General features: G+C 69.3%; 23 protein-coding genes, 2 tRNA genes and 1 riboswitch. Of the genes, 23 read left to right on the top strand and 2 right to left on the bottom strand.

What is annotated here, in order from left to right:
* The first annotated feature begins 254 nt into the window (after positions 1-254).
* From QK291_RS06245 to QK291_RS06185, 13 genes are all read left to right on the top strand, one after another.
* The gene (locus QK291_RS06245; RefSeq protein ID WP_282380113.1) at positions 255-3,545 is read left to right on the top strand and encodes an Rne/Rng family ribonuclease; all 3,291 of its coding nucleotides are present in this window, start codon (positions 255-257) and stop codon (positions 3,543-3,545) included.
* Positions 3,546-3,649: 104 nt separating this feature from the next.
* A riboswitch (TPP riboswitch) is annotated at positions 3,650-3,747 on the top strand.
* Positions 3,737-5,311 (top strand): bifunctional hydroxymethylpyrimidine kinase/phosphomethylpyrimidine kinase, encoded by a 1,575-nt coding sequence (locus QK291_RS06240; protein ID WP_282380111.1) that lies wholly within the window; start codon positions 3,737-3,739, stop codon positions 5,309-5,311. (Overlaps the previous riboswitch by 11 nt.)
* 354 nt (positions 5,312-5,665) lie before the next feature.
* The gene (rplU, locus tag QK291_RS06235) at positions 5,666-5,974 is read left to right on the top strand and encodes a 50S ribosomal protein L21 (protein ID WP_282380108.1); all 309 of its coding nucleotides are present in this window, start codon (positions 5,666-5,668) and stop codon (positions 5,972-5,974) included.
* Positions 5,975-6,035: 61 nt separating this feature from the next.
* The gene (rpmA, locus tag QK291_RS06230) at positions 6,036-6,299 is read left to right on the top strand and encodes a 50S ribosomal protein L27 (RefSeq protein ID WP_120949928.1); all 264 of its coding nucleotides are present in this window, start codon (positions 6,036-6,038) and stop codon (positions 6,297-6,299) included.
* A gap of 116 nt (positions 6,300-6,415) precedes the next feature.
* On the top strand, positions 6,416-8,002 hold the full coding sequence (obgE, locus tag QK291_RS06225; RefSeq protein ID WP_282380100.1) for a GTPase ObgE: 1,587 nt from the start codon (positions 6,416-6,418) through the stop codon (positions 8,000-8,002).
* Between the two features lie 10 nt (positions 8,003-8,012).
* Entirely contained in the window at positions 8,013-9,161 is a 1,149-nt protein-coding gene (gene proB, locus QK291_RS06220; RefSeq protein ID WP_282380098.1) for a glutamate 5-kinase, read from the top strand.
* 26 nt (positions 9,162-9,187) lie between these two features.
* The gene (locus tag QK291_RS06215) at positions 9,188-10,543 is read left to right on the top strand and encodes a glutamate-5-semialdehyde dehydrogenase (protein WP_282380096.1); all 1,356 of its coding nucleotides are present in this window, start codon (positions 9,188-9,190) and stop codon (positions 10,541-10,543) included.
* A gap of 80 nt (positions 10,544-10,623) precedes the next feature.
* On the top strand, positions 10,624-10,863 hold the full coding sequence (locus QK291_RS06210; RefSeq protein WP_282380093.1) for a hypothetical protein: 240 nt from the start codon (positions 10,624-10,626) through the stop codon (positions 10,861-10,863).
* A 13-nt stretch (positions 10,864-10,876) separates the two neighbouring features.
* Positions 10,877-11,563 (top strand): nicotinate-nucleotide adenylyltransferase, encoded by a 687-nt coding sequence (nadD, locus tag QK291_RS06205; protein WP_282380091.1) that lies wholly within the window; start codon positions 10,877-10,879, stop codon positions 11,561-11,563.
* A gap of 7 nt (positions 11,564-11,570) precedes the next feature.
* Entirely contained in the window at positions 11,571-13,103 is a 1,533-nt protein-coding gene (locus QK291_RS06200) for a hypothetical protein (protein WP_282380089.1), read from the top strand.
* 117 nt (positions 13,104-13,220) lie between these two features.
* On the top strand, positions 13,221-13,622 hold the full coding sequence (rsfS, locus tag QK291_RS06195; protein WP_282380087.1) for a ribosome silencing factor: 402 nt from the start codon (positions 13,221-13,223) through the stop codon (positions 13,620-13,622).
* A 140-nt stretch (positions 13,623-13,762) separates the two neighbouring features.
* Positions 13,763-13,835, top strand: a tRNA-Ala gene (locus tag QK291_RS06190).
* Between the two features lie 209 nt (positions 13,836-14,044).
* Positions 14,045-14,117: transfer RNA gene (locus QK291_RS06185), tRNA-Ala, on the top strand.
* Between the two features lie 132 nt (positions 14,118-14,249).
* Here QK291_RS06185 and QK291_RS06180 read toward each other — a convergent pair.
* Positions 14,250-14,753, bottom strand: coding sequence for a hypothetical protein (locus QK291_RS06180; RefSeq protein WP_282380085.1), 504 nt, complete (start codon positions 14,751-14,753; stop codon positions 14,250-14,252).
* 87 nt (positions 14,754-14,840) lie between these two features.
* Here QK291_RS06180 and QK291_RS06175 point away from each other — a divergent pair, with 87 nt between their 5' ends.
* The 4 genes from QK291_RS06175 to QK291_RS06160 all read left to right on the top strand — a co-directional run bounded on the left by QK291_RS06175 (position 14,841) and on the right by QK291_RS06160 (position 18,547).
* Positions 14,841-15,194 (top strand): zinc ribbon domain-containing protein YjdM, encoded by a 354-nt coding sequence (locus QK291_RS06175; protein WP_282380084.1) that lies wholly within the window; start codon positions 14,841-14,843, stop codon positions 15,192-15,194.
* A gap of 330 nt (positions 15,195-15,524) precedes the next feature.
* Positions 15,525-15,812 carry a DUF3040 domain-containing protein gene (locus QK291_RS06170; RefSeq protein WP_282380083.1) on the top strand — a complete coding sequence of 96 codons (288 nt, stop codon included), beginning with the start codon at positions 15,525-15,527 and terminating at the stop codon, positions 15,810-15,812.
* 231 nt (positions 15,813-16,043) lie between these two features.
* Positions 16,044-17,210: a class I SAM-dependent methyltransferase gene (locus QK291_RS06165; RefSeq protein WP_282380082.1), complete on the top strand. Its 1,167-nt coding sequence runs from the start codon at positions 16,044-16,046 to the stop codon at positions 17,208-17,210.
* A gap of 83 nt (positions 17,211-17,293) precedes the next feature.
* A complete protein-coding gene (locus QK291_RS06160) occupies positions 17,294-18,547 on the top strand; it encodes an ROK family transcriptional regulator (RefSeq protein ID WP_282380081.1) in 1,254 nt (417 codons plus the stop codon).
* A gap of 34 nt (positions 18,548-18,581) precedes the next feature.
* Here the strand turns inward: QK291_RS06160 and QK291_RS06155 are convergent, their stop codons facing one another.
* Positions 18,582-18,779: a hypothetical protein gene (locus QK291_RS06155; RefSeq protein WP_282380080.1), complete on the bottom strand. Its 198-nt coding sequence runs from the start codon at positions 18,777-18,779 to the stop codon at positions 18,582-18,584.
* Positions 18,780-18,930: 151 nt separating this feature from the next.
* Here QK291_RS06155 and QK291_RS06150 point away from each other — a divergent pair, with 151 nt between their 5' ends.
* The 6 genes from QK291_RS06150 to QK291_RS06125 are packed head-to-tail and all read left to right on the top strand — an operon-like array spanning position 18,931 to position 24,406.
* Positions 18,931-19,926, top strand: a complete 996-nt coding sequence (locus tag QK291_RS06150) for an AAA family ATPase (RefSeq protein ID WP_282380487.1) — start codon at positions 18,931-18,933, stop codon at positions 19,924-19,926.
* 1 nt (position 19,927) lies between these two features.
* Positions 19,928-20,845, top strand: coding sequence for a DUF58 domain-containing protein (locus QK291_RS06145; RefSeq protein ID WP_282380078.1), 918 nt, complete (start codon positions 19,928-19,930; stop codon positions 20,843-20,845).
* A gap of 21 nt (positions 20,846-20,866) precedes the next feature.
* Positions 20,867-21,472, top strand: a complete 606-nt coding sequence (locus QK291_RS06140) for a hypothetical protein (protein ID WP_282380076.1) — start codon at positions 20,867-20,869, stop codon at positions 21,470-21,472.
* On the top strand, positions 21,463-22,464 hold the full coding sequence (locus QK291_RS06135) for a VWA domain-containing protein (protein WP_282380074.1): 1,002 nt from the start codon (positions 21,463-21,465) through the stop codon (positions 22,462-22,464). The genes QK291_RS06140 and QK291_RS06135 overlap by 10 nt, the downstream gene beginning before the upstream one ends.
* Positions 22,461-23,564 carry a VWA domain-containing protein gene (locus tag QK291_RS06130; protein ID WP_282380072.1) on the top strand — a complete coding sequence of 368 codons (1,104 nt, stop codon included), beginning with the start codon at positions 22,461-22,463 and terminating at the stop codon, positions 23,562-23,564. The genes QK291_RS06135 and QK291_RS06130 overlap by 4 nt, the downstream gene beginning before the upstream one ends.
* Positions 23,561-24,406 (top strand): hypothetical protein, encoded by an 846-nt coding sequence (locus tag QK291_RS06125; protein WP_282380071.1) that lies wholly within the window; start codon positions 23,561-23,563, stop codon positions 24,404-24,406. Before QK291_RS06130 ends, QK291_RS06125 begins: the two co-directional genes overlap by 4 nt.
* Positions 24,407-24,452: the final 46 nt, after the last annotated feature.

The raw sequence follows: 24,452 nt of genomic DNA, 5'->3' as shown, positions 1-24,452 counted from the left end.
AATGATGAGCAGGGAGCCACGGATCCTCTGATCCAGGCTGTCCCGCAATGCCATTGGACGGCACCTGGTTGTGACGTGTAGATCAACGGGTTTCAGAACAATTCCGCCGGCCCTCCAGGGCTGCCGCACCCCACTGCCGGTGCGAACCTGAGGGTATCCAATTGACTTCTGTCAATGCCTGCGGGTGTTGACAAATATTTGCCCCAACGGGTGCCGGATGTGGCGGCAACTCAGGGGCAGGAGTGTCGCCACATATGGATAATGACCAGGTTGTAACGGCCAACGACAACGCCCTCGGTGCCGAGGACTCAGCAGAAACCGCAGCTGCGGCAACGCCGCCGAAGCGGCCGGTCCGGACCCGCCGCAAGGCCCTGCCGAAGAAGGAGGCCCCCGCGGACGCAGCGGACACGGCAGCCGCTTCCGCGGACGCTGCCGACGCGGCAGTCCCTTCGGAGGCAACCGAGGCTCCGGCTGCGGAAGCCAAGGCCAAAGCACCCGCCCGACGGACCCGCGCCCGCAAGGTCGCCGAACCGACCGAACCCCTCCCGGCCTTCGCCGACGACGCCGCAGCGGCGGCCGCCCCGGCAGCAGCGGAGAGCGCCGCCGCCATTGCCGCCGCTGAAGTTCCGGTTGAGAAGCCGGTCCGGCGCCGCGCCAGCCGCGCCAAGGCCGCTGCCCCCGCCGCGGCTGCCCCCGCCGCCGACAGCCCCGCCCCTGAGACCCCTGCAGCAGCAGACTCCGCCGCGACTCCGGAAGCGGCAGCAGCGGCAGCCCCCGTGGAATCAGCCGCCGAAACCGCTGCGCCAGCAGCAACAGACGCCACCGACACACCCGCCGCGGCAGCCTCCGCCGCCTCGCTCTTCCTTGAGCCCGGAGCGGTCACCTCGATGATCTTCCAGGCCCCCGACCTGGCCACCGTGGTGCGACCGGCCACGGCCCCGGCAGCCGCCGCCGTGGCTGAAGCCGATGAAGAAGAGGGTGAGGAAGGTGACGGCGAGGACGCCGGAAGCCGCCGTCGGCGCCGCAGCCGCGGACGCCGTGGACGCAGCAGCCGCGGATCCGACAGTGAGCCCGGCGCCGAGAACGAATCCGAAGACGCCGGAGAAGAAGCAGACGAGGACTCCGAGGAGCAGCTCGAAGACGGCGTGACCTCGCGCCGCCGCCGCCGCCGCCGCCGTGGCGACCAGGACCTGGAACTGACCGGCGGGGACGACAACGACCCGCCCAACACGGTGACCCGGGTCCGTGCGCCCCGCGCAGCCACCGAGGCGCCCGTCAACAACCGCGTCACGTCCCTGAAGGGCTCCACCCGGCTGGAGGCGAAGAAGCAGCGCCGCCGCGAATCCCGCGACACCGGCCGCCGCCGCACCGTCATCACTGAGGCCGAATTCCTGGCCCGGCGCGAATCGGTCGACCGCCAGATGATCGTCCGCCAGCGCGACGACAGAATCCAGATCGGGGTCCTCGAGGACGGCGTCCTGGCCGAGCACTTCGTCTCGAAGACCCAGCAGGATTCCCTGATCGGCAACGTCTACCTGGGCAAGGTCCAGAATGTGCTGCCGTCCATGGAAGCTGCCTTCGTCGATATCGGACGCGGCCGCAACGCCGTGCTCTACGCCGGTGAAGTCAACTGGGAATCGGTCAACCTCGAGGGCAAGCAGCGGCGGATCGAAAACGCGCTGAAGTCCGGCGACTCCGTGCTGGTCCAGGTCACCAAGGACCCGGTCGGGCACAAGGGCGCCCGCCTCACGAGCCAGATCTCGCTGCCCGGGCGTTACCTCGTGTACGTTCCCGGCGGTTCCATGACCGGAATCTCCCGCAAGCTGCCCGACGTCGAACGCAACCGCCTGAAGCGGATCCTCAAGGACCGCCTGCCGGAAGATGCCGGCGTCATCGTCCGCACCGCCGCCGAGGGTGCGTCCGAGGAAGAGCTCACGCACGACATCAACCGCCTCCGCGCCCAGTGGGAAGGCATCGAGGGACAGTCTTCCTCGACCAAGATCCTCGCCCCCGAGCTGCTCTACGGCGAACCCGATCTGACCATCAAGGTGGTCCGTGACGTCTTCAACGAGGACTTCTCCAAGCTGATTGTTTCCGGCGAGGAAGCCTGGGACACCATCGAGGCCTACGTCACCTACGTGGCGCCGGACCTCGTGGGCCGGCTGGAGAAGTGGACCAAGGACACGGACATCTTCGCCGCGTGGCGCATCGACGAGCAGATCCACAAGGCCCTGGACCGGAAGGTCTTCCTGCCCTCCGGCGGCTCCCTCGTAATCGACCGCACCGAAGCCATGACCGTGGTGGACGTCAACACCGGCAAATTCACCGGCAGCGGCGGCAACCTGGAGGAAACGGTCACCAAGAACAACCTCGAAGCAGCCGAGGAAGTCGTCCGGCAGCTCCGGCTCCGCGACATCGGCGGCATCATCGTGATCGATTTCATCGACATGGTGCTCGAATCCAACCGCGACCTCGTCCTTCGCCGCATGGTGGAGTGCCTGGGCCGGGACCGGACCAAGCACCAGGTCGCCGAGGTGACCTCGCTGGGCCTCGTGCAGATGACCCGCAAGCGGATGGGCACCGGGCTGCTGGAGGTCTTTGGCGAGCAGTGCGAAACCTGCGACGGCCGCGGCATCGTCACCCACGACGAGCCGGTGGAGCACCGCCGCGCCAACGTCGTGGCCGCCGAGCACCACGTCCCGCGGACCGAGCACCAGCCCGCCGCCCGGACCGAACGCAAGAGCCGACGCCGCGGCAGGGGCGGCCAGGGCACCGACGACCAGTCCGCCCCGGCGGCCGTCCACGCCGAGCCCACCGATGCCGAGCGCCACGCCAAGGCCGAGGCCACCCGTGCCGCGCTGGCAAACATCGCCGCGGCGGCGCACGCCGCCCACCTGCACGACGGGGAGGCAGCCACCGCCGCCGACGCCGGGACCCGCCAGGCCGCCCTCGAGGCAGCCGTCGAGCTGGCCGCGACGGAGGAAGCTGCGGGACGTCCCGCCGCCGTGCTGACGTTCGGCGGTGAGCAGGTGGCCCTGCCGTTCGTGGAACACGCCGACGACACGAGTGCGCCCGCGCTGACCCTGGACCTCCTGACCGAGGCCTTCGCCCACCTGGGTGAGGCCGAGGCAGCCACGGCTCCGGCCGTGCAGGAACCGGCCGTGCAGGAACCGGCTCTGCAGGAACCGGCAGCCCCGTCGCTGAATGCGCCGGCAATAAAGGCTCCGGCAGCCCGGACCGCAACGGCCGCTCCGGCGCGCACGGGCGGCACCGGACCGGGACGCGCCCAGGCTCCGGGTTCCCAGACCGAGGCCGAAGCCGAGCCCGGCACCTCCCGGGCCCGCCGCGGACGCCGCAACCGCAGCGCCAGCCGCGCCCAGGGCGCAGCCAACGAGACCACGGTGGAACAGCGCCAGGAAACGCGGCAGGCCGCCGCAGTTTCGGTGCATGAGGCCAAGGTCCCGGCAGCCACCACGCCGGCGGCCAAGACTGCCTCCAGCGAGCCGATCATCCTCGGCGTCGGGGTTCCGGCTTCGGAGCTCTAACACCGGAACAGTTCAGCAAGGCCGCGGGTGCGGTCCGGACGGCGTAGCAGTACGGCCAGGTTCGGGCCGTGCCCGCGGCTTCGTTAAGGATCCGGCTAGGCTGGGTCCCTGACACGGGGTGCCGCGCATCGAGCCGGCTGAGATCCAGACCCGTTGAACCTGTCCGGTTAGCACCGGCGAAGGGATGTCTCTTGACCATCACCTCATCGTTCCTTCCATGTGTCCCCGCCCCGTCGGCACCCCGGATCCCGCGGGTGCTCGCGATCGCCGGCTCCGATCCCTCCGGCGGCGCCGGGATCCAGGCCGACCTCAAAAGCATTGCCGCGCACGGCGGCTACGGCATGGCGGCCATCACCGCCCTGACCGCGCAAAACACCCGCGGCGTCAGCGCCGTGCATGTCCCGCCGGCGGCGTTCCTCACGGCACAGCTGGACGCCATTAGCGCGGACATCGGCATCGACGCCGTCAAGATCGGCATGCTGGGGGACACCGCGGTGATCGACGCCGTCCGCAGCTGGCTGGAGAAGGCCCGGCCCGCCGTCGTGGTCCTGGATCCCGTGATGGTCGCGACGAGCGGCGACCGGCTGCTCCAGGAGCCCGCCGAGGCGGCCCTGCAGGCGCTGCTGCCCTGCGCCGACCTGATCACCCCGAACCTCGCCGAACTCGCCATCCTGCTCCGCGAGCCCGCCGCCGGGAACTGGGCCGAGGCCCTGCAGCAGGGCAAGCGGCTCGCCGCCCAGACGGGGGCGACGGTCCTGGTGAAGGGCGGCCACCTCGACGGCGGATCCGCCGGCTGCCCGGACGCGCTGGTCAACACGGGCGGACTGCTGGCCCGGGACGTCGTTGTGGTGCCGGGGGAGCGGGTGCCCACCCGCAACAGCCACGGGACCGGATGCTCGCTGTCTTCGGCGATGGCGGCCGTGCAGGCCAGAATCATGGGCTACCACGGTCCGGGGGACTGGGAGGCCGCGCTCCGCCAGGTCAAGCCCTGGCTGCAGGAGGCCCTGCGCGCCTCGGCGGACCTCGACGTCGGCGCCGGCAACGGCCCGGTGCATCATTTCCACCACGTCCAGCAGCACACCCAGAACCACGGCAGGACCGGCAGCGTCCCGGCCCAGGGTGCCTTCGCCGCCGCGCTTCGGGACGCGGCAACCGCCGACCTCGACGCGATTTACGGCCTGGACTTCATCAGGACCCTGGCCGACGGGTCGCTGCCGGAGAAGGAGTTCGCCTACTACCTCGCCCAGGACGCCCTGTATCTGAACGGCTACTCCCGGGTCCTGGCGCGGGCCGCCGCGATCGCGCCCACGGAGGCCGAGCAGCTCTTCTGGGCCCGTTCCGCCCAGAACTGCCTCGAAGTCGAGTCGGAGCTGCACCGGACCTGGCTGAGCACCCGCACCGCCGACGTGACGCTGGGGCCGGTCACCAAGTCCTACGTGGACCACCTGCTGGCCGCATCCGTCTCCGGCAGCTACGGGGTGCTGGTGGCCGCGGTGCTGCCGTGCTTCTGGCTCTACGCCGAGGTCGGGGAGACCCTGCACGGGCAGTTCCTCGCCGCCGGCTCACCGGACGGGCACCCGTATGCGGTGTGGCTGCGCACCTATGCGGATGAGGAGTTCGCCGCCGCCGCCCGGCAGGCGGTCGGCTATGCCGACGCAGCGGGACGGGCGGCCTCGGCGAGCGAACGGCAGGCCATGACCGTGGCCTTCCGGCAGTCGGCCCGGTACGAGGTCGACTTCTTCGACGCGCCGCGGCTGCACGCCTGACCCGGGGAGCCGGGCGGAGCCTGTACGATAGGTGGGCACGGTTCCGGAAGTCGTCGCGGCAACACCTTGTCCATACAGGGTGGCGCCTACCACGTACCTCCCTTCGGAACCAGCCTCATTTGCGGCCGAAGGCAAAATTAGCGTAGTCTAGATCTTCGGTGCTTACGCCAACACTTGGGTTATGACCTTGAGGACGCTCCACTCGATTTCGAGTGTGATTGTCCACGGGATAGCTCATGGGTCCCCCCGGGGAACCCACCGGCGTAGAGGCACAGCGTGAGCCGGACCAGAAACTTGGGACCCAGGTTCCGCACGCAAATCTAGTAATAAACGTCGAGAGAAGTGAGTTCCCCAGTGGTGTACGCGATTGTCCGCGCAGGCGGCCGGCAAGAGAAGGTCTCCGTTGGAGACTTCGTTACCCTGAACCGCGTCCCCGGTGGAGCCGGCAGCACCTTTGAGTTGCCCGCACTGCTCCTGGTGGACGGTGACAAGGTCACGTCTGCAGCTACGGACCTGGCCAAGGTAAAGGTTACGGCTGAGATCCTTGAGGACCTTCGCGGTCCCAAGATCGTTATCCAGAAGTTCAAGAACAAGACCGGTTACAAGAAGCGCCAGGGTCACCGTCAGGAATTGACCAAGGTCAAGATCACCGGTATCAAGTAACTACTCGTTACTGTTCAGGTTTTCAGCAGATTCCCCAGAATTTTAAGGCAGGCATTTCCAAATGGCACATAAAAAAGGCGCGAGTTCCACTCGCAACGGTCGTGACTCGAACGCCCAGTACCTCGGCGTCAAGCGCTTCGGCGGCCAGGTAGTTTCCGCAGGCGAAATCATCGTCCGCCAGCGTGGCACCCACTTCCACCCGGGCGCCGGCGTTGGCCGTGGCGGCGACGACACCCTGTTCGCACTGACCCCCGGCGCTGTCGAGTTCGGCACCCGCCGCGGTCGTCGCGTTGTGAACATTGTGACTGCAGCAGCTGCAGAGTAACAACAAGTCTTTAGTCGGTGGGGCGGGCCATTAGGTCCGCTCCACCGGTGTTTTAACCGCATTACAATCATCTTGGGAGTCTTGGACACCCGGGGAACAGCACTGAGGAGATCCACGTGGCTAGCTTTGTAGACCGGGTAGTACTGCACGTATCCGGCGGTACCGGCGGCCACGGTTGTGTCTCCGTTCACCGCGAGAAGTTCAAGCCGCTCGGCGGCCCCGACGGCGGCAACGGCGGCAACGGCGGCGACGTCATCCTGCGCGTAGACCCCCAGACCACCACCCTGCTGGACTACCACCACGCCCCGCACCGCCACGCCACCAACGGCGGCCCCGGCATGGGCGACTGGCGCGCCGGCAAACACGGCGAAACCCTGATCCTCCCGGTCCCCATCGGCACCGTGGTCAAGTCCAAGGACGGCGAGGTCCTCGCGGACCTGGTGAGCGAAGGCGCCGAATACATCGCGGCTGCCGGCGGCATCGGCGGCCTCGGCAACGCCTCGCTCTCCTCCCAAAAACGACGCGCCCCCGGCTTCGCGCTGCTCGGCATCGAGGGCGAATCCAGTGACGTCGTCCTGGAACTGAAGTCCATCGCCGACATCGCCCTGGTCGGCTTCCCCTCCGCCGGCAAGTCCAGCCTGATCGCGGCCATGTCGGCTGCGCGGCCCAAGATCGCCGACTACCCGTTCACCACCCTGATCCCGAACCTCGGCGTGGTCCAGGCCGGCGACGTGCGCTTCACCATTGCCGACGTCCCGGGCCTGATCGAAGGCGCCAGCGAGGGCAAGGGCCTCGGCCACTACTTCCTGCGCCACGTCGAGCGCTGCGCCGCCCTGGTGCACGTCCTTGACTGCGGCACGCTCGAATCGGACCGCGACCCGCTCTCCGACCTCGCCATCATCGAAGCCGAGCTTGAGAAGTACGCGGTCGACATGAGCTACAGCGGAGCCGACGGCGAGGTTGTCCCGCTGAACCACCGCCCCCGCCTGGTCGCCCTCAACAAGGTGGACCTGCCCGACGGCAGGGACATGGCGGAGTTCGTCCGTCCGGAACTGGAATCCCGCGGCTACAAGGTCTTCGAAATCTCGGCAACCAGCCACGAGGGCCTCCGCCAGCTCGGCTTTGCCATGGGCGAAATCGTCCAGGCGGCCCGCGACGCCCTCGCCGCCGCCCCGCCGAAGGTGCACGCGCCCATCCTCAAGCCGCGTGCAGTCAACGAATCCGGCTTCAAGATCCGCCGCGAAGAGAAGAACCTCGAACCGCTGTTCCGCGTCCTGGGCGACAAGCCCGTGCGCTGGGTCAAGCAGACCGACTTCACCAACGAGGAAGCCATCGGCTACCTCGCCGACCGCCTGGCCAAGCTTGGCGTCGAAAACGAACTGTTCAAGCAGGGCGCCAAGCCCGGCGACACGGTCGTCATCGGCGAGGACGACGGTGTCGTCTTCGACTGGGAGCCGACCATGATGGCCGGCGCCGAACTGCTGGCGGCCCCGCGCGGCACCGACGTGCGCTTCGCCGACATCGGCGACCGCCCCACCCGCGGGCAGAAGCGCGACGAGCAGGTCGAACGCCGCGAGGCCAAGGCTGCCGCCCGCGCCGAACTCGAAGCCGAGCGCAAGGCCGGAATCTGGACCGAGTCCGTCAGCGGACGCCGTGACAAGCCGCTCAAGGAGAGTGGACTGGGCGAAGAAGATGGGGAGTGAACCCGCAAACGTGAGTGTTAGTTCCGCAGTACTCATCGAGGAGCCCTGCGATGACAGGAGTGTGCTCGCCAGGGCGCGCCGCATCGTGGTCAAGGTCGGTTCTTCGTCGCTCACCAGCATCAAGGGCGGCATTTCCGAAGAAGCGCTCATCTCGCTCTCGGATGCCCTGGCAGTCAAGAGCAATGCCGGCATGGAAATCATCCTGGTCTCCTCCGGGGCCATCGCTGCCGGCCTCGCGCCGCTGGGGCTGGCCAAGCGTCCCCGGGACCTGGCTACGCAGCAGGCCGCGGCCAGTGTGGGGCAGGGACTCTTGATGGCGCGCTATACGCAGGCGTTCGGTGCCCACGGCGTGACTGTCAGCCAGGTGTTGCTCACCGCCGATGACCTCATGCGGCGCAGCCACCATACCAACGCCTTCCGCGCCCTGAACAGGCTGCTGAACCTTGGTGTGGTGCCTGTGGTCAACGAAAACGACACTGTCGCCACGCACAAGATCCGCTTCGGCGACAACGACCGCTTGTCGGCGCTCGTGGCCCATCTGGTCCGTGCCGATGCCCTCGTGCTGCTCTCCGATGTTGATTCGCTTTATGACGGGCCTCCGGCGAAGGGCGCCAAGCGCATTCCCCGGGTGGACAGTCCTGAGGACCTCGAGGGTGTGACCATCGGGGCGCCTGGCAAGGCCGGAGTCGGAACCGGCGGAATGCAGACCAAGGTCGAGGCGGCCATCATGGCGGCCGACTCCGGCATCCCCGCTATGGTCACGTCGACCGCTAACATCTCGGCAGCCCTGGCCGGCGAGGACGTCGGAACATGGTTCACCGTGAACGGGGCACGCAAGCCCGTGCGGATGATGTGGCTCGCCCACCTAGCGCATGTGCAGGGCCGCCTGGTCCTCGACGACGGCGCGGTCAAGGCCGTGCGCGACCGCCATACCTCGCTGCTTCCCGCCGGGATCTCGGCGGTTGAAGGTCATTTCGAAGCGGGGGACGCCGTGGAGATGATCGCTGCCGACGGAACCGTCATTGCGCGCGGTCTGGTCAACTATTCCGCTGCCGAGTTGCCGCAGATGCTGGGCCGTTCCACGGTGGAGCTCGGTGAGTCGCTGGGACGTGGATTCGACCGCGAGGTTGTTCACGTTGACGATCTGGTTCTGGTTTAGCAAGCCGTCCCGCCTAGACTTGAAGGATGACTGAGGCACTGATTCCCCAAGCCGCTGAGCGATCCCATGATGCCAGCCAGGCAACCCTGATGCCCGAAGCAGAGACGGCGCGTCCCTCCTTGGCCGACGTCGAGGCAGCCGTCCACGCCATCGCCGACCGCTCCCGCCAGGCAGCCCGCAGTATGGCCCGCGCCAACCGGGCCTGGAAGGACCGCGGGCTCCGCGCCATCGCGGCCGCGCTGCTGGAACGCAAGGCCCAGATACTCGCCGCCAACACCAAGGATGTCGCCGCCGGCAAAGCCAACGGCACGTCCGCGGCCCTGCTGGACCGGCTCACCCTCACGGAGGCCCGCATTCAGGGCCTCGCCGACGCTCTGGAGAACCTCGCCAACCTGCCCGATCCGGTCGGCAACGTGGTCCGCGGGCAGACCCTCCCCAACGGGCTCCGGCTGCGCCAGATCAACGTGCCCATGGGCGTCGTCGCCGCCATCTACGAGGCGCGCCCCAACGTCACCGTGGACATCGCCGGGCTGGGCCTGAAGAGCGGCAACGCCGTCATCCTGCGCGGCGGGACCGCCGCCGCCGCCACCAACGCCGCCCTCGTCACCGTGCTCCGCGACGCCCTCGACTCGGTGGGGCTGCCCGCCGACGCGGTGCAGAGCGTCGACCAGTACGGCCGCGAGGGCGCCAACGCCCTGATGCGCGCCCGCGGCCGCGTCGACGTCCTGATTCCCCGCGGCGGCCGGGAACTGATCCAGTCCGTCGTGACCCACGCCAAGGTCCCCGTGATCGAGACCGGCGAAGGCAACGTCCACATCTTCCTGGACGCCTCCGCAAACGAGGACATGGCCGTGGAGATCCTGCTGAACGCCAAGACCCAGCGGCCCAGCGTCTGCAATACCGTGGAAACCCTGTTGGTGCATTCTGCGTCGACCGTGCTGCCCGCCGTCGCCGCGGCCCTGCGCGCCGCCGGTGTCACCCTCCACGCTGACGAACGGATCCGGGCCGCGCTACCGGCCTCGATCGACTCCGTCCCCGCCACCGAGGAGGACTGGGCCACCGAGTATATGGACCTTGACCTCGCGGTGGCGATGGTGGACAGCCTCGACGCCGCCGTCAAGCACATCCGCACCTGGTCCACGGGCCACACCGAGGCCATCCTGACCAACGATCTCGGCAATGCCGAACGCTTCATCGCGGAGGTGGATTCGGCGGCCGTGATCGTGAACGCCTCGACGCGGTTCACCGACGGCGGCGAATTGGGCCTGGGCGCCGAGGTCGGGATTTCCACCCAGAAGCTCCATGCCCGCGGACCGATGGGTCTGACGGAACTGACAACCACCAAGTGGATCGTCCAGGGCGAGGGCCAGATCAGGGCCTAGCAACGCTGTAACATGGAACAGAAGTCCTTCTCGGCGGGGATACCCGCCGTCGTCAAATTTTGAAATCATTAGGGGAGAACATGCTGTTGCAGCAGATCGCCACAATCGTCACCGCCGCTGGCGAATCAGGCCACGAGGAACTCGCGCCGCTCATCGCTCCGCCGCTCGTCGTTGGCGGTGTGATGTTCGCTTTGCTCATGGTCATGCTGTTCGTCACGCTGTCCTACTCCAACCTCGGCAAGCGCCACGAGGCCGTCGAGGAGCACTCGGATCCGCACCGCCAGCACCCGAACAAGCACGATCACGGCCAAGGGCACTAATATTTCCGCCATCGTGAAGCAGCGCGGCGCCCAGCGCCGCCTGCGTCTGGGTGTGATGGGCGGCACGTTCGATCCCATCCACCACGGGCACCTTGTCGCGGCCAGTGAGGTCGCGGCCAAGTTCGACTTGGACGAAGTGGTCTTCGTGCCCACGGGCCAGCCCTGGCAGAAGATGAGCAAGAAGGTCAGCGAGGCCGAGCACCGCTACCTCATGACCGTTATCGCCACGGCGTCGAACCCGCGCTTCACCGTCAGCCGGGTGGACGTGGACCGGCCCGGACCCACCTACACGATCGACACGCTCCGGGACCTGCACACCCTGCGTCCGGACGCGGACCTGTTCTTCATCACCGGCGCCGACGCCCTGGCCCAGATTCTGTCCTGGAAGGACATCGACGAACTCTGGTCCCTCGCGCACTTTGTCGGGGTCACCCGGCCCGGCCACGTCCTGGACGGCATGGGCCGCAAGGACGTCAGCCTGCTCGAGGTCCCCGCCATGGCGATCTCCTCGACGGACTGCCGCACCAGGGTCGCGGCAGGGAACCCCGTGTGGTACCTGGTCCCCGACGGCGTGGTGCAGTACATCGCCAAATACGGACTGTACGACGGCGATCCGGACTCCGGGGACACCTCCGCCGGCAACGGCGCCGCCCGCTATGACCGAACCACCGAGTTAGCCCAACCCGCCAGCACCGAATGAGTTTGCAATGAGTCAGGAACAGCCACCGATCCGCAGCCGCCGCCAACTGCGGCTGGCGAGAGATGAACGCCTGGAAGCGAACCAGGAGCCCGGTACTCCAGGTCCCGGCGCGGTTCCCCTTGCCTTGGACAACACTGCGCCTGACAACACTGCCCCGAACGCCGCTGCCTCGGACGCCACTGCCTCGAACGCCACTGCCTCGAACGCCACTGCCTCGAACGCCGCTGCCCCGAACGCCGCTGCCTCGAACGCCACTGCGCCTCCGCGGCCTGGCAGTGTTGCTGCCCCCGGCGGTGCTACCCCCGGCGGTGCTGCCCCCGGCGGTGCTGCGCCCGGCGTTGTCGACCCGGGCGAGCCCACGGAGGCGGAGGTGACCGGCCGCCGTCGGAATCCGGGCCCAGTTGACGCAGTCCGCCCCTCCTCCGGCTCCGAGCGGTCCTCGCAGGTCCGCGCCCGGGACCGCGCCACCTTGCGCACCATCAAGGAACTAGCCGAAAAGGAAGGCATTCTCTCCGGCGGCGGACCGCCCACCCGGCGCCAGCTCCGGCTGCTGCAGCTGGCTGCAGAGACGGCCCCGGCAACCTCCGCCAACCTGATTGTCCCCGCCTCCCCGCGGACCCGTGCCACCCCGGCCGTGCGCCAGCCCGGCGCAGCCGCTGATGCACAGTCGGCCGCCGGTGCGGCATCGACCCCTGAGGTGGCGGACGCAGCGGGCGCGCAGCCCGCTGTGGACGGCGCTCCCGCTGACAGCACCCAAGCCCCCGGGCAGAAGCCCGACGGCGGCACTGCCGGCCGGGGCGGCGCGGGACCCGAGGGCATGACCGTGGAGCAGGCCCTCGCGGCGCGGGAACTGCTGGCCCAGCAGGCCCAAAACCAGCTGGCCAAAGTGGAACACATCAACGCCACCGACCCGGAAGCCGTCGACCCTGACATGCTGGCGGAACAGATCGCCCAGGCCGAGCGGGCCGCCGTGCTGAACCGCCGGGCCGCCGCCAAACAGAAACTGGCCGAGCAGAACAGGAAGCCCGACCCGGTGCGGAATGACCCGACTACGGCCAACAACCTGGCCATGGTCACCCCCCTGGAGTTCGTCCATGTGCCCGGCATGGAACGGCCCGTCTTGAAGCGCCCTGCCACGTCCCACGTGCCAGTCGTCACCAACCCGGGCCCCCGGGTTGAGCAGCCCCGGAAGTCCGGCAACCGCCGTCCGGGTCCTTCGCGCCAGCGGGGTGCGGGCACCACCACCGGCCGCTCCGGCGTGCTGGCCCGCGCCGAGGCCGCCGCCAGGGTTGCCAAAGCAGCTCCGGCACCAGTCAGCCCCACGGTCGGGATCCCCGCCGCAACCCCGTCCGAGGAGGAGTTCGCCGGCCGGTCACCCATCGCCGCGAGTACCGCCTACGGGCTTGATCCCCTCGACGCTGACACTGCCGGCCTCGGCAGGGCGCGGCGGCTGCGGCTTGTCCAGCTCGCCGTCCTGGCCCTGGGCGTGATTGCGCTGGTCGCCGGCATCGTGCTGATAATCACCGGCCTGTCCGGCTAGGCACCCTCGTTCCTGGCCCCGCCGTCGTGGCTGGCGGCCATCCATGAATTTCCGCTCAACCAGCTTTTTCACCCAACAAGCTTTTTCACAACAAGCTTTTCCCCAACAAGGAGTCCCGTGACTGCAACAGAATCAGCCATCGCTACAGCCCGCCACGCAGCCCGAGCTGCCGCGGAGAAACTCGCCGAGGACATCATGGCGATGGACGTCAGCGAACGGCTGGCCCTGGCCGACATCTTCCTGATTGCCTCCGCACCGTCCGAGCGCCAGGTCAACGCCATCGTGGACGGCATTGAAGACGAACTCTCCAAGTTCGAGCTCAAGCCGATCCGCCGTGAAGGACGCTCCGGCGGCCGCTGGGTCCTGCTGGACTACGGCGACATCGTCATCCACGTCCAGCACGAGGAAGACCGCGTGTTCTACGCCCTGGAGCGCCTCTGGAAGGACTGCCCTGTCGTGGACCTGCAGCTCGGGGATGACGCTTCCGCCAAGGCCGCTGCAGCCTCCGAAGGGGAGTAGCAGCGAAAGCGCAACGGAATATGCCCGATTTGGAATTTTCCGAACGGCTGTTCTAAGATATTTGAGTTGCTTCGGAGAGATCCGGACCAAGAAGCCGGAACCGAAAGCGTTTGCTGACGGGGTCGGAGCAACGAAAATTCGGGGCTGTGGCGCAGCTGGTAGCGCACCTGCATGGCATGCAGGGGGTCAGGGGTTCGAGTCCCCTCAGCTCCACCGGATAATCCGCCGGAATCGAAAGATTCCGGCGGATTTTTTGTTCCCCGATGTAACCGCCGCCGCGCCATACGGCGGCCCGTTGCTAGTTTCGCCGGCGGCCGGCACGGGCGGCGTGTCGATTCGCGTGAACACGAATTGTGGTTTAAGATAAACAGGTTGCTTCAGGGAAGATGGTCCTTTTCAGGAACGATCTTCCCGGCAAATTCGGGGCTGTGGCGCAGCTGGTAGCGCACCTGCATGGCATGCAGGGGGTCAGGGGTTCGAGTCCCCTCAGCTCCACCGAGGAGGCCCTGCTCACTGAGCAGGGCCTCCTTTGTTTTTCGGGTGATTAAGCCGTGGTCGGCAGGTCCGGGGGGGTGGCGACCAGGACGTACACACATATTGGCCGCGATCCCGGGACCGGCCGCGCTCTCAGCGGGCTCGCTCGCCGGATTTGCGGTTTTCCCGCCAGGCGCGCCAAGCGCCCGTGGACCACAGGGCCCACAGCACCAGGAGCGGCTGGAACAGCAGGCGGATTCCGCGGCTCAGGTCCGTATTGAGTCCAAACGAATCGGTGCCCGTGGCGAACTGGGAGATGTTTCCCGGGAAGACCAGGACAAAGAAGGCCGCCACGGTCCAGCCGAGGGCCACGCGCCCACGCCTGAGCAGCAACAGGCCCAGTCCCAGGCCGATTTCCACCAGCCCGGAAGCGACCACGACGAAGTCCACATCCAGCGGCAGCCAGGGCGGCACCTGGGCGTGGAACGCCTCACGGCTCCAACCCAGGTGGCTGACACCGGCCAGGACCAGGAAACCGCCCAGCAGCAGCCGGCCGGCGGTGCGCACCCTCGGGCGCAGCCCGGAACCCGCAGCGCGGCGCGGCGCCGGATGGTGGGATGAAACCGGACCGGGGGACTGAACTGGGCTGTCGGCCATCGGGCGCCGCCTTCACTCTTGGGGAAATCAGCTTAGCAATCGGACCTGACCGGCCCTTTGTCCGAGCGCTCGACTAAAGTTGGGCACGTGAACGAGACCCTGCCGCCGTGCCCGGAATGCTCCAGCGAACACACGTATGAGATGGGGGCGCTCCTGGTCTGCCCCGAATGCTCGCACGAGTGGTCACCGGCCACGGAGGAGGAGTCGGACGAGCAGGACGCCAAGCCGGTCAAGGACGCCGTCGGCAACATCCTCGCCGACGGGGACTCCGTCACGGTCATCAAGGACCTCAGGATCAAGGGCAGTTCCACCGTGATCAAGGTCGGCACCAAGGTCCGCGGAATCCGGCTCGTGAACGGCGTCGGCGACCACGACATCGACTGCAAGGTGGACGGCGTTGGTCCCATGCAGCTCAAATCGAGCGTGGTCAAGAAGATCTGACCGGGATCTGATCAGAGTGCGGCTCCGGGTTTGGCGACAACAGCTGAGCTGATCCGCCTCATGTTCCTGCCCGTCCTCGAGGGCCGGGCGCGGTCCCTCCGCGTGGTCCACTACCAGCACCTGCCATCCGTCGCGGTCCGAAAACGCTGCGGCGGAAAGTCCGCTGATCCCCCCGCACACGGCCGCCGGAGGGCCCTATGGATAGTGCCGGGGAACAGGCAGATAATGAACGCAAGCACCGTCCAGTGCCGGCCGGTGCCGATGGCGGGGTAATCGGCGCCCTTCCCGGCGCCGGGTTCCTCGCCTCAGTTCTGGGGGAGGAAGGTACCCATGCCGCTGTCGGATGAAGAGCGCCGGCGCCTGGAGAAGCTCGAACAGGACCTGGCTGCGACCGATCCGGAGCTGAACCTCGAACTGCAGACGGGACAACCCCGAAGTATGGCTGCCCGCTCGGTCTGGGGCATTCTGGTCACGGTGGCCGGGTTCGCGCTGGTCATCACAGGGGTCATCACGCAGATCACAATCATCGGCGTCACCGGCTTCCTGCTGATGTGCGCGGGGGCAAACTGGTTCCTCGGAGGCCTCCGGCCACGCGATGGATCCGGCTACCCGTATTGACCCCCCAGTCGTATGGACCCCCCGGCCGCTTGACCCCCCAGTCGTATGGACCCCCGGCGGCTTGACCCCCCCCAGTCGTATGGACCCCCCCGGCCGCCGCCGTGGCGACACGTTCAGCGGTACTTTGCAGCTGGATTCCATCCTTGACTGTGAAGCTTTCAGGATAAGTTTGCGGGGGCCCACATTTTCGGGGTCCGAACAACCTGACTCACAAAAGGCGGCAGCTCGCGCGTGGCGGACAACAATATTGACTCCCTCTTCTCCCGGCTGGGCAGGTTCCCTGACGTGGAGGCGGCCAACCTGCAGGCCTGGGACGCCACCGACAGGCTCCTCCTGGACACCGCCGGGGACCTGCTGGCTGCCGGTATCCTGCAGCCCGGCAGCCGTCTGGCCGTCGTCGGGGACCGCTACGGGGCGCTGACCCTTGGGGCCCTGGCCCTCGACACCGCTGGCTGGGCCGGGCCGGTCCGGGTGCACCAGGACCTCATCACCGGTGAGCATGCCCTCCGCCAGAATGCCGGGAAGCTCGGGGTTTCCGGTGGCTTCGAACAGCTGCCGCTTGATGCCGGGCTCCTGTCCGGGGCCGGCGTGGTGCTCCTTCAACTGCCCAAGTCCCTGGCGGAGCTGGAGGAGATTGCCGACGCCATCGCCCGCCACGCAGCGCCGGACGTCGTGCTGCTGGCCGGCGGCCGGGTCAAGCACATGAGCCTGGGCATGAACGCGGCGCTCGAGCGCCATTTCAGCGAGGTCCAGCCCCAGCGTGCCCGGCAAAAATCCCGGATCCTGCTCGCCCGCGGCCCCCGGCCCGCCACCGGCGCCCCGCCGTTCCCGGTCACCGAGGTCAACACCGAACTGGGCCTGACCGTCTGCGCCCGGGGCGCCGTGTTTGCCGGCACCGGGCTGGACATCGGCACCCGGTTCCTGCTCGAATTCCTGCCCCAGATGCCACCGGCACGGCACGCGATCGACCTCGGCTGCGGCACCGGAATCCTCGCCGCCGTGTATGCCCGCGCCAACCCCGGTTCCCGGGTCACGGCCACCGACCAGTCCGCCGCCGCCGTCGACTCCGCGAGGGCGACGGTGGAAGCCAACGGACTCGCCGCCCAGGTCACAGTCCTCCAGGACGACGCCATGGCCTCGCTGCCGGCTGCCAGCGCCGATCTGATCCTGCTCAACCCGCCCTTCCACGTCGGGGCCGCGGTGCATGCCGGGGCCGGCCTGAAACTGATCGCGGCGGCCGCGCGGGTCCTCGCGCCGGGCGGGGAGCTCTGGACGGTGTTCAACAGCCACCTGCAGTACCGGCCCGCGCTACAGCGGCTGGTCGGCCCCACCCGCGAGGTCGGCCGGAACCCGAAATTCACGGTGACCGCCAGCATCCGGAAAACCTCCGGCGTGTGAAGCGGGCCGTGTGGGCGGTCACAGGGGCGTAACGTACGATTCTGAGATAAGCAGTGCATAGCCAAAGACGTTTAGGGGTATCAGTGACTGAGATCCGCCAGCCCTCGCCGAGGCGCGGAACCAATTTGCCCCGGATGGGGGACTTCAACCTCACGGTCATCCTCGACGCCATCCGGCGTTCCCCGGCCGGCCTCAGCCGGGTGGAGCTGGCCCAGATCGTCGGGCTGTCCCCGCAGACGATCTCCAATATCTCCCGCCGGCTGCTGGACCAGGATCTGATCTACGAGGCTGGCAAGGAAGGCACTGGACCGGGCAAGCCGCGGACCATGCTCCGGCTGAAGTCCTCCGGCATGTACGCGGTCGGCGTCCACCTTGATCCCGCCGTGACCACGTTCGTGGTCCTGGACCTGGTCGGAGCCGTGGTGAAGCATTCCCGGATCAAGACCCCGGCCGGCAGTGACCCCGGGGCCGTCATCGACACCATCGCCGCCGAAATCAAGCAGCTAATCATGGAGTCCGGCGTGGACCCGGCCCGGATCGCCGGACTGGGGATCGCCTCGCCCGGGCCGATCGACCTCGAGGAGGGCACCGTCGTGGACCCCCCGCTGCTGCTCGGCTGGGACCGCGTGCCGCTCCGCGACGCCCTCGCCGAGGCCACCGGACTGTCCACCATCGTGGACAAGGACGTGACCAGCGCCGCCGTGGCCGAGACCTGGGCGGGCGGCCCCAGCGGCGCCGGCAGCTTCGTCTTTATGTACATGGGCACCGGAATCGGCTGCGGCATCGTGCTCAATGACGAGGTGATCCGCGGCACCTCCGGCAACGCCGGGGAGGTCGGGCACATCATCGTTGATCCCGACGGCGCCCCCTGCGACTGCGGCATGCGCGGCTGCGTCAAGTCCACCTGCATTCCGCAGGTGCTGGTGGCCCGGGCCGTCGAAGCCGGGGTCCTGGACGGTCCCTTGGAAGCCGTGACAGGTCCTGCCATCCAGGAGAACTTCACCGCGCTGTGTGCGGCCGCGGCCGACGGCGACGCGCGGGCGGAGCAGATCATCGACCACTCCGCCGTTCTGGTGGCCCGCGCCGTCTCGACCGTCACCAATGCCCTGGACGTGGACCGTGTGGTGTTCGGCGGACCGTTCTGGACCTGCCTGTCGCAGTGGTATCTCGAACGGATCCCGGAGCTGGTCCGGGAGGGCAGCGCCACCCGGAAGATCCATGAGATCGAGGTGGTCGGCACCGGTGTGGGTGAGGATGTCGGTGCGATCGGCGCCGCCTGCCTCGTGCTCGAGCACACGCTCGCACCCCGCTCGCAGCGCCTCCTGCTGGAGGGCTAGAACCGGCCGGCGGACCGGTCCCCGGGCCCTTGCGTCAGTCGATGTCCTCGACGACGGAGCCGAACGGGACTGATTCGTCCAGGTGCGCCTGGTGGTCATGAGGGTGCACCACAACCCGGACACCATGCAGTTTGTCCGCTGCGGACTGCATCAGGATCGGCCGGACGGTGTTGATGAAACTCTCGCTTTTGCCGGCGAGATACTCCTGGTAGCTGGCTGGAAGCTGGATCATGTCAAAAGGATAGTCCTGCGGGGGCGCGATGGGGAGAGGTCCCCATTGCGGGCTTTCCCGGCGCAGGCCCGGATAGGATGGCCGTTGGCCGGCGCCGAGGCAGGCCGCCGCGACAGGCCAGCGACCAGGGGGATTTCGAGTGCTTCAGACAATGGCCGCCGCACGGATCGAACCGGCGGAACTGGCACGGGCGCAGCAGACCCTGGCGGCCATCTCCCGCAGCTTCGACGCCAAGGTGGTGGGCCAGGCCAGGCTCCGCGAATCCCTCTTCGTCGGGCTCATGACCGGCGGCCACATCCTGCTCGAAAGCGTCCCAGGGCTCGCAAAAACCACCGCCGCGCAGACCGTGGCTGAGGCCATCAGCGCGGACTTCCGCCGGATCCAGTGCACCCCCGACCTGCTCCCGAGCGACATCGTCGGCACCCAGCTGTACGACGCCGCCAAGGGCACCTTCGTGACCCAGCTCGGCCCGGTCCACGCCAACATCGTCCTCCTGGACGAAATCAACCGCTCCAGCGCGAAAACCCAGAGCGCCATGCTCGAGGCCATGCAGGAACGACAGACCTCCATCGGGGGAGTGGTGCACCCGCTGCCCGCCCCCTTCCTGGTGCTGGCCACGCAGAACCCGATCGAGCAGGAGGGCACCTACCTGCTGCCCGAGGCCCAGATGGACCGCTTTATGCTCAAGGACGTGCTGGATTACCCCACCCCGGCCGAAGAGGCGGAGATCATCCGCCGGATCGACGCCGGAGTGTTCGCCCCGGAGCAGAAACCTGCCGCGGCTGCCTCGCTCGAGGACGTCAGCGACCTTCAGTGCATCGTCCGGCGGGTCTACATCGACCCCGCGATCATCCGCTACATTGTGGGCCTGGCCTTCGTCACCCGCCACGCCGCCGAGCACATCGACGCGCGGCTCGCCGGCTTCATCGAGTTCGGTGCCAGCCCCCGCGCCAGCATCGCCTTCAGCCAGGCGGCCCGGGCGGTGGCGCTGCTGGACGGCCGGGACCACGTGCTCCCCGAGGACGTGAAATCGCTCGCCCACCGCGTGCTGCGCCACCGGCTCATCCTCGGCTTCGAGGCCGTCGCCGAGGAGGTGCCGGTGGAGACCGTGATCGACGCCATCGTCGCCGCCGTCCAGACCCCCTGAGGTGGCGAGCCTCCTCCAGCGGGTGAAGTCCAAGCTCTCGATCCACGCGCACCGCAAGGCCCGCGGCCTGCTCGAGGGCCAGTACGGTTCCGTCTCCCATGGCCGCAGCCTGGACTTCGATGACCTCCGGGCCTACGTGCCCGGCGACGAGGTCCGCGACATCGACTGGAAGGCAACCGCCCGGCACGGTTCCCCGCTGGTCCGGCGCTACGTCGCGGCACGGCGTCAGACCCTGCTGCTGGTCACCGACACCGGCCGCAACATGGCCGCCGAGTCCCGGGACGGCGAACCTAAGGGGGACATCGCTGTGCTCGCCCTCGGCGTGGTGGGCTACCTCGCGCACCGCCACGGCGACGCCGTCGGGCTGGTGTGCGGGGACTCCGGCGGAACGCGTGCGCTGCCGGGCAAGGCCGGCGAGGCGCACCTGGAACGGCTGCTCCGCGCAGTCCATGACACCACCTCGCTTGACTCCGCGCCGAGCCGGCTCGAAACCCAGCTGGACTATGTGGTCCGGAACTTTTCCCAGCGGATGCTGCTCCTGGTGGTGGCCGATGAACTCCTGCCGGATGCGGAGACGGAACGGCTGCTCCGCCGGCTGCGCGCCCAGCACGAGATCCTGTGGCTGACGGTCCGGGACGCCGAACTGCTCGGCGCCGGCGCGGACTCCTACGACGTCGCCAGTACGACGGCGGGACAGCGGACCCGCGGTCATGCGGGACGGCGCGCCGGGCTGCTGCCGGGCGGGCTGGCCGAGTCCGCCGCCATCGCCGGGGCGTACGCGCGCGGCCAGGCCGACCGGGACTCGGCGCGGCAGTCGATGCTGCGGCGGCTGGGCATTGCCGAAGCCGACGCCGGCAGCAGCCTCGAGGTGATTCCGGCCGTCTTCACGCTCCTGGCCCGGCGCCGGCGGGGCCGGTGACTCCGATGGGCGGTGACTCCCATGGAAAGTGACTTCTTCGGGCCGCTGGGGTACAGCGCCTGGTTCCCGTGGGCGGCCCTGGGACTGCTGGTCCTGGTCGCGGTCTGGTATGCCTACCTCGTCCGGAGCACCCGGCGCCGGCCCGCCGGGCAGCAGGCCGCGGAAGCCCCGGCGCCTCCGGCCGCCGTCGCCGCACCGGATCTGGCCCGGCTCCGGCGGACCTACCTGGAGCGGATCGACTCCGTGGACCGTGAGGCCGCCGCCGGCACCCGTTCCGGCCGTTCCGCGCACCAGGAGCTGAGCCTGCTGCTCCGCAGTTTCGTCCGCGACGCCTCAGGGGTGGACGCGACGCGGATGACCCTGGCCGAGCTCCGGGCGGTAAGCGCGGCTGGTGCGGTAGCCACGGTGGGTCCGGCGGGCGCGGTGGCCGCGGTGGGCCAGGCTGGCGCGGAAGCCGCAGTGGGTCCGGTAGCCGCGAGAGCCGCGACGGGCCCGGCGGCGCACGGCGTCCAGGCCGCGGCCGACGCCATCGCGGCGCTGTACCCGGGGGCGTTCGCTGCCGGACCGGCGTCGGGCGCCGCAGATGCGGCGCGGACCGCGCGGGAAGTGGTCCGCGCATGGAACTGATCTTCTGGTGGATCCTGCCGGCCGCCGCCGGGGCGGTCCCCGCGGCCTGGTTCCTCGGCCGGCGGCGCCACCGGGCCCGCGCTGCCAGGCGCCGCCCGGTGGCCCACAGCGACCGCCTCACCGCGCTGCCGGAGTACCAGGCGGCCCTGCGGAAACACCGGAACCGGCTGCGGCTCCTCGCCGCCGCCGGGACCCTGCTGATGGTGGCCGCCGTCGTGGCCGCCGCCCGCCCGGCCGAACGCAGCACCGTCCGGCCCGAGCAGCATAAGCGCGACATCATCCTGTGCCTGGACGCCTCCGGCTCCATGAACAGTGCCGACGCCGCCGTGGTGGACGTCTTCGGCTCGCTCGCCCGGCAGTTCGACGGCGAACGCATCGGCCTGACCATCTTCGACAGCAGCGCCGTGCAGGTGTTTCCCCTGACCGATGACTACGACTACGTCCAGGACCAGCTCCAGCAGGCGAAGACCGCCTTCGACGGCGCCGGGAGCGGCAGCTTCCTCGACGGGACATGGAACGGCGAGGGTTCGTCGCTGATCGGCGACGGCCTGGCGTCCTGCCTCCAGAGCTTCCCGGCGGCGCCCGAGGGGGAGGAACCCGGACGCCGCGCCCGATCGGTCATTCTGGCCACGGACAACTTCCTGTCCGGCACACCGCTCGTCACCCTCGCGGAAGCCGGCGCCCTGGGGAAGGACCGGGACGTGCGGATCTTCGCCCTGAACCCTGGCGACTACGACTTCGGCCCGGACGCCGGCGCGGAACAGCCCGGCGCCCGGCTGCGCGGCGTGGCGGAGGGCAGCGGCGGCGCCTACTACGCCCTCGACAGCCCGGACGCTGTGCCCGGCATTGTCACCGGGATCGAGGCCACCCAGGCCGCGGCGGTCCGGGGCGCACCCCGGTCTGTGGTGTCCGACCGCGCGGAGGTTCCGCTGGGCGTGGCCCTGCTCGCCGGGCTGGTCCTCGCCGGCGCATCGTGGAGGCCCCGGCGATGACACTGAACCCCATACTGTCCTGGTGGGTCATGGGCCCTCTGGCCGCCGCCATCCTCCTGGGCCTTGGCTGGGTCCTGTTCCGTTCCCGGCAGCAGGGCGGCCCGTCCGGGGATGGAGGGTTCCGCGGCTGGCTCTTCCGGGGCGGCCTCGTGCTGCTCCTGCTCCTCGCCGCCTGCCGGCCCGGCTTTCCCGGCGGCACCGTCGAGGCCGCCGCCACGGACCTGAACGTGTTTTTCGTGGTGGATACCAGCAGCAGCATCGCCGCGGAGGACCACGTCCCCGCCGGGGGACCGGCAGCCGGCGCCCAGGCAGCCGGTGTGCCACGGCTCGGCGGCGTCCGGGAGGACATCCGGGCCATCGCCCGGGAACTTGGCGGCGCCCGCTATTCGCTCATCAGCTTCGATTCCAGCGCCGCCGTGCGGATGCCGCTGACCACCGACACGTCCGCCCTGGAAACCGCGGTGGCCGTGCTGGGGCCCGAGGTGACCGACTACTCGCAGGGCAGCAGCGTCACCGCGGCCTGGGCGGTGCTCGCCGAACGGCTCGCCGCCGCCCGGGAGAGCGACCCGGACCGGCCCCGGCTGGTGTTCTACTTCGGTGACGGCGAGCAGACCAGCGCCGCAGCACCCCAGGCCCTGGGGATTGACGGCTCGCTCGTGAGCGGCGGCGCCGTCCTCGGCTACGGCACGCGGGACGGCGGCCGGATGAAAGAAAACAGCGGGGATCCCACCCGGCCGGCGGCGACATACATCCAGGACCCGGCCACCGGCGCTGCTGCTGTTTCCCGGCTGGATGAGGACCGGCTGCGGGACCTCGCACGCCAGCTCGCGGTGCCCTATCTGCACCGGGCGGCAGGGGATGCGGCGGCGCCGATGCTCCAGCAGGCCACGCCCGGCACCCTGGTGCGCACAGGTGTTGCACTCGACGGCAGGACCGAACTCTACTGGGCGCCGGCCTTCGCCGCGTTCCTGCTGGCGCTGCGCGAAACGCTGCTGGTGTCCGGCCAGCTCCGGGAGCTCCGGGAGCTCCGGGCCGCCCAGCCCGTCCGGCCTGCGCCCGAGGGACCGGCACCGTCCGACGGCCCGGAGCCGGGCGCATGAGCGTCCGACGCCGCCGCCGCCGGCTGCTGCTCTGGTCCGCGCTGCCCGTGCTGCTGGCGCTGCTGCTCGCCGCGAAGCTGCTCAGCGCAGCCTGGTTCGCCGGCCAGGCCGGCGGCGCCTTTGCCCGGGGTGACGCCCCGGCGGTGGAGTCGGCCGCCGCGGTCCTGGGCGTGGCTAACTTCCTCGAACCGCACAAGGCACCCTTTGCGGCCGGGGACGCCCGCGCGCTCCGCGGCGACTACGCCGGTGCGCGCACCGCGTTCGAGGCGGCCCTGGCCGCGGCCCCGTCGGCCGACGAGTGCCGGGTGCGGGCCAACCTGGCGCTCAGCATCGAACGGCTGGGCGACGCCGAGGCCGACGCCGGCACCGGCGGCGGCGGCGCAGACGGCACCCACGGCACAGATGGCGCTGCCGGCAACGGCGGCACCCACGGTTCCGGCGGCACAGCCAGCGCCGGCGAGGGCCTCCGACTGCTGGAGGAGGCCCTCGCCGTGGTCAGGGCTGCGCCAGCGGGCTGCTTCGACCCAGACAGCGCAGAGAGCGCCGACCGGGCCGACAGCGAGGCGGAGCAGAGGCTGCAGACCGCCGGGCAGCGGCTGGAGGAAAAAATCGGGAGGCTGCGCGGCCTACCCGGACCCGGCGAAGCCCCCGGCACCCAGGACCCCGGCGCGGAATCCGCACCGGAAGGGGAGGGCGGCGCACCGGTGGAGCCTCTCGACGCGCAGCTGGAGCGGCTCCAGAACTCCGGGCAGTCCGCCCAGCTGGAGCGCAACCGCGGCCTGCAGCGGGAAGACTATCTGAACGGCACCGGCGCCGGACCGCTCACGGACAGGCCCTGGTGACCATCTTGACGAAGAATATTCTGTCCTGGGATGAAATATGCCGTAA

Origin of the sequence: Arthrobacter sp. AL12 (assembly GCF_029960645.1) — a bacterium.
Taxonomy (GTDB): Bacteria; Actinomycetota; Actinomycetes; order Actinomycetales; family Micrococcaceae; genus Arthrobacter.
The sequence above is the reverse complement of the archived record's forward strand: the minus strand, read 5'-3'. Positions and strand labels throughout refer to the sequence as shown.